This window comes from Acinetobacter sp. ANC_7513 (assembly GCF_056779915.1).
In genome coordinates this window covers 1-9,700 of the sequence record NZ_JBWYIW010000019.1, presented here as the reverse complement: position 1 = coordinate 9,700, position 9,700 = coordinate 1, and the positions used below count along the sequence as shown (strand labels likewise).

Sequence of the window (9,700 nt, the reverse complement as noted above, 5' to 3'; positions counted from 1 at the left end):
CTTATTTGCGGCGAAGGTTGTCAATCTTGTCTAAATCCAACTCAATACCTAAACCATTGCCTTGAGGCAGATGTAATTCGAAATCACGATATTGAAGCGGGGTCTTTAAAATTTCGTCAGTTAACAGCAATGGACCAAACAATTCAGTGCCATATGCCAAATTCTCAAAGGTCGAGAACAAATGTGCAGAAGCGATGGTGCCAACAGAACCTTCAAGCATCGTGCCACCATACAGATCTACACCAGCGAGGTTTGCAATGGTTGCTACATCACGACCTTCGAGTAGGCCACCAGACTGAGCAACTTTTACAGCAAACACAGAAGCAGCATTACGCTTCGCTAAACGATAAGCTGTACTTGGACCCATCAATGACTCATCCGCCATGATGGCAATATCAAAACGACGAGTTAAACGCTCCATGGCATCAATATTGTCAATCGCACATGGCTGTTCAATTAGATCCACACCACCATCTTGCAGAAGCTGAATACCTTTGATCGCTTCTAACTCAGACCAAGCACGGTTCACATCGACACGGATAGAAATATCAGCACCTAACGCTTTTTTGATGGTGAGAACATGCTCAACATCTGCTTCTACAGCACGAGAACCAATTTTTAATTTAAAGAAGTTATGACGTTTAGCTTCGATCATCTTTTTCGCTTCAGCGATATCTTTATCCGTATCACCAGAAGCCAACACCCAAAGTACAGGGACACTGTCACGCAGACGGCCACCTAGCACTTCAGACAGTGGCAAGCCTAAACGTTGAGCTTGAATATCGAGTAAAGCAGTTTGAATGGCACATTTTGCAAAACGGTTGCCATTAATATTCTTCTTCAACACTTGCATAATTTGAGCAACGTTGAGATCAGTAAAAGTTTTGAGTAGTGGAGCAAAATAAGTATCGATATTGGTTTTGATACTTTCAGGGCTTTCTTCGCCATAGCCTAAGCCACCGATGGTGGTTGCTTCGCCCCAACCAATGAAACCATCCGAAGTTTCGATTTTAATGAGGACTAAGGTTTGAGTTTGCATCGTTGCGACCGCCATCTTGTGTGGGCGGATCGTCGGGATTTCAACGAGCAAGGTTTCAACTGATGTAATCATTTCCACTCTACGCATTCTTGCATTGTGTATTTCATGTGGTATACCTTAAAAGAATGCAAAAATAGAGTCGAAGATCATTTTTGCATTTTAATATATTTAAAAGGTATGGAAGTCATGGAGCTTAGACATCTACGATATTTTGTCGCAGTGGTAGAAGAACAAAGTTTTACAAAAGCAGCCGAAAAGTTATTTATTGCGCAGCCACCATTAAGTAGACAAATTCAAAATTTGGAATCAGAGCTTGGCATTGCTTTATTTGAGCGAGGTAGCCGTCCATTAAAAACAACACAAGCCGGTTATTTCTTTTATCAGCACGCAGTGAAATTACTTGCCAATGCTGAAGAAGTTAAGTCTATGACAAAGCGTATAGGTCTAGTTGAACGTACAGTAACAATGGGGTTTGTCGGGTCACTGCTTTATGGGCTGCTTTCTAAAATTGTATATTTATATAGGCAGCAGCAACCCCACTTAAAGATTGAACTTGTTGAAATGACCACGTTAGAACAAGTTAAAGCACTCAAAGAGGGGAAGATTGATGTTGGATTTGGGCGGCTTAGAATTTCAGATCCAGCATTGAAGCGAATTTTGCTTCGTGAAGAGCGCTTAATGATGGCAGTGCATGCGAGTCATCCTTTAAGTTTAAAAAAAGAAGGTGTTTATCTATCTGATATTTCTGATGAAAATATTTTTTTATACCCTAGCCATACAACCCCTAGCTTTGCAACTCAAGTCCAAGCCTTGTTTGCAGAATATAATTTAGAACCTAAAAATATACGTTTGGTGCGAGAAATTCAGCTATCTCTTGGTTTGGTTGCAGCTGGTGAAGGTATTTGTATTGTTCCAGAAAGTGCGAAATCAATTCAGCTATCCCATTTGCTTTACATCCCAATTTTAGATGAAACTGCAGTAAGTCCAGTATTTATGACGATACGTAATCTAGATGAGAGCGAGGACATCATGTCTCTAATAGATTGTATTTACCAAGTGTATGATTTAGAAGCAATTAAATATGATAGAAATTTAATTTAGATAGGGTCTAATACAATAATTAGACTTAGGTCTAAAGCTATTGGATAAAAAATAGCAATCAAAAATCTTAAATACTCAAAATAACTACGACTTTAGCTTATGCCCCGAAAAGGGGCTTAATTTTTTTTGATAAATTTCAAACAAATAATTTTAACTTTAAAGAAAAAGTAGGTTGCAATAAAAAATTCAAATTAGAAATTCTCAAAGAATTTTTTTTTTAAGTAATTATTCGTCTAATTTTTATTCAATCATAATAGAAATAAGCCCTCGAGATTATTTAGACCTTGAAGGTATATATATAGATATATTCGGTTTTGGACATTTTTTCAGCTTTACGTCAATGTTGCGTCATATTTTTGGAGAGTTTATTTGCAGGAGGCGCAACCTTGGAAGCAAACAAATTAAATATCAATCGTGTGATTGATGATGCTAAGTTCACACCATTTCATTGGGGTGTATTGTTTTGGTGCTTATTGATTATTATCTTTGATGGTTATGATCTTGTCATTTACGGAGTTGCATTACCTTTATTAATGCAGGAATGGGCATTAACTTCAGTACAAGCTGGATTGTTAGCAAGTACAGCTTTATTTGGGATGATGTTCGGTGCTATGTCATTTGGTACATTATCAGATAAGCTTGGTCGTAAAAAAACCATCATGATTTGTGTGGCAATCTTCAGTGGATTTACATTTTTGGGGGCATTTGCATCAAATCCGACTGAATTTGGTATTTTACGCTTTCTTGCTGGTCTGGGTATTGGCGGTGTGATGCCTAACGTTGTTGCTTTAATGACTGAATATGCACCTAAGCGAATTAGAAGTACTTTAGTTGCTCTTATGTTCAGTGGATATGCAATTGGTGGTATGACGTCAGCATTATTAGGTGCTTGGTTAGTTCCACAATATGGCTGGAAAATTATGTTCTATATCGCTGCATTGCCTTTAATCGCATTGCCGTTGATTTGGAAATTCCTACCAGAATCTTTGATGTACCTGACCAACAAAAACCAAACCGAGCAAGTGCGAATTAATGTTAAGAAAATCGCACCTGAAAAAAATATTACTGCTGACACTCAATTTGTATTAGATGAAGTCACAGCAGGTGATGAAGCTCCTTTAAAAGCATTATTCCAGCAAGGTCGTACCTTTAGTACATTCATGTTTTGGATCGCATTCTTTATGTGTTTGCTTATGGTTTATGCTTTAGGAAGCTGGTTGCCAAAGCTTATGATTCAAGCGGGTTACTCGCTTGGTGCAAGTATGATCTTCCTATTTGCATTAAATATCGGTGGTATGGTGGGTGCAATTGGTGGTGGATATCTTGCAGATCGTTTCCACATCAAAAAAGTACTGACAATTATGTTCGTGTGCGGTGCACTTGCACTTATCCTTCTCGGCTTTAATAGTCCACAAATCGTGTTGTATACGCTAATTGCAATCGCGGGCGCTGCAACGATTGGCTCACAAATTCTACTTTATACATTCGTCGCACAATATTATCCGTCAACAGTTCGTTCAACTGGTATGGGGTGGGCATCTGGTATTGGTCGAATAGGTGCAATCGTAGGTCCAGTACTCACCGGTGCTTTGTTAACCATGGAACTTCCGCACCAAATGAATTTCTTGGTCATCGCAATTCCTGGTGTGATTGCAGCCTTAGCAATTTTCATGGTGAATCTGAAAAATTCAGTAGATGGTAAAATTGCTCAGGAAGAATCTGTACACTCTTCTAAAGTCGTAGAACAAACTCAGTAAAAATTCTTTATAAATAAGACAGCTGCCAGAAGGTGGCTGTTACTTAGACTTTTAAACCATTTTATTGGATAAGAGAGATTAGGATGATCTTTTCAAACAAACCTTTTACTTTAAGTTTAATCTCATTAGCTGTTTTAACATCTACTGCAGCATACGCGAATAGTCCACAACAGTCTGAAATAGAGCAACTACGTCAAGAAATTGAAGCACTTAAATCAATGATGGAACAACAACAGAAGAATGCTGTTGTACAGACAAAATCGATTGAGACATTAAAAACTGAATCTGTTAAACCCCAACCAAAACTAAATGTTGGTAAAGATACCACTTTTAATTTTTATGGAAATGTTCGTCTAGATGCTTCATATCAAGCTGAAGGTAGTGGGTTAGATCGCCTATATAATAATATTAATAAGGTTCCTTTAACCGGTAATAATGAGGCGAGTGATCAGCTTAAGTCGACTCTATCAGCAACACGTTTAGGTTTGGATATTCATAGTCAAATTAATGATAAAAAAGTTTCAGGTAAAGTTGAAGTCGACTTTTTGGGTGGAGCTGGATTAGATAATCTTCGTATACGTCATGCTTATATGAATTACGATAAATGGTTAATTGGTCAAACTTGGTCTAACTTTGCTGTGCCAGACTATATGCCTGAAACGATTGATGCCTTAGGTTATGTGGGTGGTGCTGTAAAACGTACACCTCAAGTTCGTTATAGTATGAGTTTAGCACCTGCAACAGGCTTGGTCCTTGCAGCAGAAGATCCAAAAGATGGATTATCTAAAATGCGTACACCTGCAGTCACAGCGCGATTGAATCATCAATTAAATGATGATGCTAAACTCAGTTTACGTACTATGGTCAATGAAAAGAAAACAGAAGTTGATGAAGTCGTTGCATGGGGCGTAGGACTTGGTATGCAATATAAATTAGCTCCTTCAACTACACTGAAAGCTGACTACTATCATGTAAAAGGAGATAGCAGTTTCGTTTCATGGACGAATCCTGGTATCAGCCGTAGCTCATCTGGTGAAATTTTAGATGAGAATGAATTTGACTCAATTACCATAGGTCTAACGCAGCAATTTAATCCTCAATGGCGTGGAACTGTTGGTTTTGGTTATATGAATCAAGATGTAACAAATGCTTATCGAGGTGGTGCAGTAAATCTGACAGAGATCAATAAGGAGCTTTGGCAAGGTTGGGTCAATGCATTCTATAGTCCGATCAAACCGATTAGCCTTGGATTGGAATATGTGTATGGTGAGCGTAAAGCTGTAGTATCTGCACCAAATGGTTCTAACACAGGTGAGGATAATCGTGTAAGTGCTGTAGCAATTTATAATTTCTAAATTATTCAAACTTGAATGATGATAAAAAGAGCGATTTTTCGCTCTTTTTTTATGGGATGGTTTTAGAGAATGTCAGAATAGATCCTAGAAAAAATAAAAATATAAAAGTACTATGAGATCTGTTTTACTTTACATTCTCATCTACTAGGAGAAGGCGCGTTTCGTGTACGAATTAGATTGCAAATTACTCAGTATTTTTTTTCATGTTTACAAATTTAAAAGTGTCTCGGTTGCTGCTGAACAATTGCAGATGAGTCAACCTGCTGTAAGTAATATTCTTAATAAAATTCGACAACATTATAACGATCCGCTTTTTTTAAGAATTGGGAATGAAATGATCCCGACGGAATTATCAAAGCAATTATTCCCATTGGTCAGTGAAGCATTAAGTAAAGTTGAAGCGATTAATAATTTTACGATCGATTTTGATGAAGCTATATCAGATCAACAATTCACCTTGGCGATGACTGATGTTTCGCATTTAGTATTACTGCCTAAGATTTCCCAATATCTAAAAGCAAAAGCATCTCATGTCAGATTAAATGTGCGTCCAATAACTTCTGAAACAAGTTATCAAATGGCAAATGGTGAAATTGATCTTGCATTAGGATTTCTGCCTCATTTGGAAAATGGCTTTTATCAACAAAAACTATTCGAGCAATATTATGTTGTAATTGCAGCAAAAGATCACCCTCGTTTAACGGGAGATTCAATCAGCAAAGAGCAGTATTTGGCAGAATCACACATTGATATTGATGCGGGAATGGGGCATTACCATATTGAAAATGAGCTGTTAAACCTTGAACTTAAAAGAAATATTTTAATGCGATTACCAAGTTATCTTGGTGTTGGTCTTGTTGTTCAAGAAACTGATGCGATTGCTACAGTGCCTTATTATTTGAGCGAAGTTTTATTATCACGAGGAAATTTAAAAATCTTTGATGCACCTATTGCTTTCCCGACATATGGTGTTAAACAATACTGGCATATGTCCTGTCATCATAAGACCAGCCATCAATGGCTTAGACATATGTTTCATGAAATCCTTGTAAAATAACACTCATAAATACTCTATGAGCAAGCGATTGGGGTTATATAGATAGGCTATTCCTTAAACAAAAAATAGCCTAAGCTCTAAGCATCGTTATTAATTTTTAACTAAACCGCCATCCACTATTAAATTTTGACCAGTAACAGCTTTGGAGTACGGTGACAAAAACATTAAAATGGCTGAAGCAAACTCATCAGGAGTGACTACTTTACGCAAGGGGGTAGCGGAAGCAATATAATCAAAAACTTCCTGTGGCGTGCTTTTACTTGCATCAGTTTGTTGAAGTAAACCACCAGACAACATATTGACATTAATTCCAAACTCACCTAATTCATGAGCACATGTTCTCGTCAATGCGAGAAGGGCAGATTTTGCAGTAGTATAGTCATGATATGGCACAACAGGATTTTGCACCAAGTTTGTTCCTATATTCACAATTCGACCGAATCGATTAGCTTTCATGTCGGCTAAAGCGGCTTGAGTGGTATTAAGGGCAGCTTTGACAGCACCCTCAAACTGAGTGTGCATATCATTCCATTGTATTTGTGAAATATTTGGTCTTGCATCCCCGTTAAATTTAAATCTAACGAGTGCATTATTCACAATTGAATGAATAGCTTCACCAAAATGCAGTTTGGCAGCGTTAAACATTTCTGAAACTTGATCTGCATCAGTAATATCTGCTTGATAACTAAAAACTTGATCAGGATGTGAAAGTTTTAATGTTTTAGCGGACTCATGACTACTATGATAATTGACAACGACACGAGCGCCTTCGCGCAATAATGCCTTGGTAATAGCCAAGCCAAGGCCTCGTGCCCCACCTGTAACGAGTACAATCTGTTCGTTTATTTTCATTTACACACAATCAATACGACTTGGTGAAGATTGTATTTAAATAATAAGTAACTTCAACCTTTGATAAAGCAAAAATATTTATTTTTGAAATGAAATTTCTAATAGTTTGTGATGAATAAATCTGAGCTTGTCTAAGACTTTATCTGATAGCGTAAATGGGTATGCATCATCTAAACCCATACTGCGATTAAGTGCATTTAAGTTAAAAGTGATGGTTAACCAGTTTTGTAAAACAGTTTCAAAGTTTTTAGCACCAATCGGATTTTCTTCGATCGTCATACTTGGGAGATCAGCACGTTTAGATTGAACACTCAGACCCGCATAGTATGCTGTTTCTAAGGTATCCATCATATGTAAATAATGTGCCCAAGTCTCTGCCCAATCTTCCCATGGGTGAGCACTTGCATAGGAACTAATAAATTTTTTCTGCCAGTCTATGGGTGGACCTTCGTGATAATGTCGCTTTAAAGCCTCAGCATAATCTTGTCGTTCATCTCCAAACATTACTCTGAACGCATCAATCAGATCTGGTCGAAGCTGTTGAATGAGATCGAAATAGTAATGCCCGCTTTCGTGGCGAAAATGACCGAGTAGGGTTCGATAGTTTTCACCCATTTTTATTCGGGTTGTTTCGCGGTATACGACGTCTGCTTCGCTTGCATTTAATGTAATTGTACCTTGAGCATGACCAGTTAAAACAGGAAGATCTGGTTCGGGCATCAAAAAATTAAATCTAAGTCCAAATTGATCTTGATCATTTTTTTTGGGTCTCGGCATGATATTTAGTTGTTGCATCATATAAAGGAAACGACGCTTCGCATGCTCTAATCTGCTCCAATAGATGGTGTGATCAGGGTTATTTAAATTTGGAATAATAGAGGTTAGTTTGCAAGAGTCACAGTAAATATCAGAACTTTCTGCAGGAATCATCCAATTGCATACATGATGATGCAAATAATTAAAACAGGGTTTATAGAGTTTATTTTTGAATTTGGGATTAATAGATTTCCACAACTGACTAGTATGTTTATGGAAACTTCCCATTTCTCTTTCTTCTACAACATATCCTAAATTAATTCCACAATGAGTACATGTAGAATTCATAAAAAAAATTTGCCGATTGCACTGCGCGCAAGAAAAATATTTCATAAAAATTATTCATTTTTTTGAGATTATACCATTGCTTTTTTCAAAAAAAAATTTGTGTTTCTGATATTAAATAATGAAAATTAAAAGCAAGAAAAAAGATGAACAATAAGTAAGCAATGTATTGAATTTGTAAATAGCAGTCTACTTAAGATCATTTAGTTGCTGTATAAAATAAAATCAATTTTATTAAAAAATAGTGTGATGCAAATCACAATATATTGAAATATATGATTTTTAATCTAAAAAAATCTTGATTAGAAAACTAAATGATCGTTTAATGCTATTAAGTAAAATTTCTTTAAATCTATGGGTATTTTGTATATGCAAACTCAGATTATCTCAAAAAAAACCTTGAATAATACGATCACTTCAGAGAGCAATATAATTAAAATTGTTGAAGACTCAGTTGTAATGATCGACGTGGCTCCTGAAGATGTTCAAGAGCTCATTGTGAATGAAAATCAGGTCATTATTAAATTAAATAACGGGGAAACAATTACTTTAGATAACTTCAATTATGAAACTTCAGATCTTGTTTTCCGTAATCAAAACGGTGAAATGTATGTCCTTGATTTCAAAAATGTAGAATATAACCCATTAGAAAATATCGAAGCTTTATTAGAGGGCGGTGCTGGAACTGGTGCAACAATATTAAATAATTGGTTAGCTGGTGGAGCATTAGCACTAGGCGCAGTTGGAGTTGGCGTTGCTGTATTTGATGCAGCTAATGGATCAAGTGACACAAAACAACCTTCCAAAGATCTCAGCAAATTAGTTGATGCAATCAATGATGCTAAAAATTCATTAAATCAATTGGATGGTGATGAAAAACAGCGAGTTGAAAATGCTATTAATGATGCAGAAGCTGTTTTAAAAGACCCAGAATCAAGTCAAGAATTACTTGACCAGACGGCTGATGATTTAATTTCTATTGTTGAAGATGCTTTAAAAGATCAAGAAGCTAAAGATGCTGCTAAATTAGAAGAAGCAATTAATAATCTTGAAGCTGATTTGGAAAATGCAAAGGATAAGTTGGAAAATGAAGATCCAAATGATCCATATACTGATGAAACTAAATCAGAATTAGAAAAAGAAATTGAAGAAGCTCAAAAGCTTGTAGATGACTTCAATAACAATATTGGTGATAAGCCAAGCATTGATGATGTAAACAACGCTAGTGATGAACTAAATAATGCTGTTGATAATCTAAAAACTGAATCACAGCAAGAATTTGAAAATACGCCTGCTACAGAAGCGGATTTAGTCGCGCTTGAGACGAAGGCGAATGAACTTCAAAAGAAACTTGATGACAATGCAGAGTTGGAAGAGTCAGCAAGATATACTGATGAAACACGTGATGCACTTCAACAAGAAATTAATGAAGCTTTAC

The 9,700-nt window shown here is 36.5% G+C and carries 8 protein-coding genes; 5 read left to right on the top strand and 3 right to left on the bottom strand.

The features are described from left to right. Position 1: 1 nt before the first annotated feature. Entirely contained in the window at positions 2–1,111 is a 1,110-nt protein-coding gene (locus AC1M9B_RS14270; protein WP_092766279.1) for a muconate/chloromuconate family cycloisomerase, read from the bottom strand. A gap of 114 nt (positions 1,112–1,225) precedes the next feature. On the opposite strand from AC1M9B_RS14270, the gene AC1M9B_RS14265 reads away from it, so the two are divergent. The 4 genes from AC1M9B_RS14265 (at position 1,226) to AC1M9B_RS14250 (ending at position 6,309) form a co-directional block, all read left to right on the top strand. Next, positions 1,226–2,140, top strand: coding sequence for a LysR family transcriptional regulator (locus AC1M9B_RS14265; protein WP_035270297.1), 915 nt, complete (start codon positions 1,226–1,228; stop codon positions 2,138–2,140). A 386-nt stretch (positions 2,141–2,526) separates the two neighbouring features. Beyond that, positions 2,527–3,897, top strand: coding sequence for an MFS transporter (locus AC1M9B_RS14260; protein WP_035270292.1), 1,371 nt, complete (start codon positions 2,527–2,529; stop codon positions 3,895–3,897). Between the two features lie 83 nt (positions 3,898–3,980). Then, the gene (locus AC1M9B_RS14255; protein WP_481596689.1) at positions 3,981–5,252 is read left to right on the top strand and encodes a DcaP family trimeric outer membrane transporter; all 1,272 of its coding nucleotides are present in this window, start codon (positions 3,981–3,983) and stop codon (positions 5,250–5,252) included. Positions 5,253–5,415: 163 nt separating this feature from the next. Continuing rightward, positions 5,416–6,309 (top strand): LysR family transcriptional regulator, encoded by an 894-nt coding sequence (locus AC1M9B_RS14250; protein WP_092766282.1) that lies wholly within the window; start codon positions 5,416–5,418, stop codon positions 6,307–6,309. A 90-nt stretch (positions 6,310–6,399) separates the two neighbouring features. On the opposite strand, the gene AC1M9B_RS14245 is transcribed toward AC1M9B_RS14250, so the two are convergent. Both AC1M9B_RS14245 and AC1M9B_RS14240 read right to left on the bottom strand, forming a co-directional pair. Next, positions 6,400–7,161: a 3-oxoacyl-ACP reductase gene (locus tag AC1M9B_RS14245; protein WP_481596690.1), complete on the bottom strand. Its 762-nt coding sequence runs from the start codon at positions 7,159–7,161 to the stop codon at positions 6,400–6,402. Positions 7,162–7,239: 78 nt separating this feature from the next. Next, on the bottom strand, positions 7,240–8,310 hold the full coding sequence (locus AC1M9B_RS14240) for a zinc-binding metallopeptidase family protein (RefSeq protein WP_481609330.1): 1,071 nt from the start codon (positions 8,308–8,310) through the stop codon (positions 7,240–7,242). A gap of 306 nt (positions 8,311–8,616) precedes the next feature. Here AC1M9B_RS14240 and AC1M9B_RS14235 point away from each other — a divergent pair. After that, positions 8,617–9,700 (top strand): BapA/Bap/LapF family prefix-like domain-containing protein (locus tag AC1M9B_RS14235; protein ID WP_481609329.1); only part of this gene is annotated, 1,084 nt, incomplete at its 3' end.